The 888-nt window shown below is 80.9% G+C and carries 1 pseudogene; it reads right to left on the bottom strand.

Annotation, left to right across the window (positions count from 1 at the left end):
- Positions 1 to 631 precede the first annotated feature (631 nt).
- Positions 632 to 888 (bottom strand): annotated as a pseudogene (locus FNX44_RS29365) (hypothetical protein); the annotation flags it as partial.

Raw genomic sequence — 888 nt, 5'->3', positions numbered from 1 at the left:
GCCCTCCGCCTGGCGGCTGTCCCATGCGCCGTCCGCCCACCGGGCGCCGCCGTGGCACGCGACCCCGGCGCCTACCCGACTGCGACCACTTTCACCGTGTCGCCCCGCACGGCGCCCCGCGCCGAACGGGCCGCCCTCCGCCAGGCCGCCGCGCTCTCCTCACCACCGCCCCACGCGCGACGTCGCCGCCGTCCACCTGGCTCCACCCGCGCTCGCCGCGCGACACCCCCCGACGGGGCGGCGGGTGCGGGGCCGCCTCCGGCCGTCGAAGGCGGGCACCCGCCGGGCGGCCGTCTGCGGCCCCTGCCCGGTTGCCGGGAGCTCGCCGTGTCGCGCCGAGCGGCGAACGGGCCGTCAGTCGGCGCGGCGTGGTCTCGCCCGGCGCGGCGTGGTCTCGCCCGGCGCGGCGTGCCCGGCGTCGTGCGCCGAACGGGCCGCCGCTCGGTCGTCGACGTGGGTCTCCCCGCAGCTTCGCGGCCTGCGGGGCGGCCGCCCGGCGGGCCGGGTTGTCGCTCCTGCCCGGCAGCGGCGGCGCTCGCCGTGTGGTGCTGCCCGGTACACCGGGCGGGCCCGCCGTTCAGCGTGGATCGGCGTGGTCTCGGGCAGCGCCGGGCGGCGGAAGGTCCCGCTGTCAGGCCGCGCCGCCCGGGCTCGCCTTGTGGCGCTGCCCCTGCGCCGTTCGCCGGGCGGCGGGCCTTTGCGCGGCTTCGCGGCTGGGAGTGGTGAGGCGTCCGCCGGGTGACACGGTCGTGGCGTCTGCTCGGCTGCGGCCGTGCTCGTCGTGTGGTGCTGCCCGTCGTTGTGCGCCGGGCAGGCCGCCGCTCGGCGGTTCCGGGCCGCCGGTCGGCATCCGCCCGCCGGCGGCGTGGGCGGGGACGGGGGTATTGG

The sequence above is a fragment of the Streptomyces alkaliterrae genome, from assembly GCF_007097205.2.
In the GTDB taxonomy this organism is placed as follows: domain Bacteria; phylum Actinomycetota; class Actinomycetes; order Streptomycetales; family Streptomycetaceae; genus Streptomyces; species Streptomyces alkaliterrae.
This window is presented reverse-complemented; position numbering and strand designations above follow the sequence as displayed.